Origin of the sequence: Erwinia sp. PsM31 (genome assembly GCF_030433775.1) — a bacterium.
GTDB lineage: Bacteria > Pseudomonadota > Gammaproteobacteria > Enterobacterales > Enterobacteriaceae > Erwinia > Erwinia aeris.
This window is the reverse complement of record NZ_JARUWZ010000164.1, coordinates 1-207: the sequence shown is the minus strand read 5'-3', so window position 1 is coordinate 207 and position 207 is coordinate 1. Positions and strand designations below refer to the sequence as shown.

Genomic DNA, 207 nt, shown 5'->3' with positions numbered 1-207 from the left:
CGTCGGCGGTGACGTACCGTGCGGCGCCGGAAACGCCGTGGCCGCGCACGCACGGCCCGCAGACGGCGAAGGTGGTGGGGCCGAAGGGCGAATCCATCTGGACGGACAAATACGGGCGCATCAAGGTGAAGTTCCACTGGGACCGCCTGGCGAAGGGGGACGACACCAGCTCGTGCTGGGTGCGCGTGTCGAGCGCCTGGGCGGGCC

Annotated in this window: 1 pseudogene; it reads left to right on the top strand. The window is 71.0% G+C overall.

The window, feature by feature from the left end:
• Nucleotides 1-207 (top strand): annotated as a pseudogene (locus QCD69_RS22825) (type VI secretion system Vgr family protein); the annotation flags it as partial.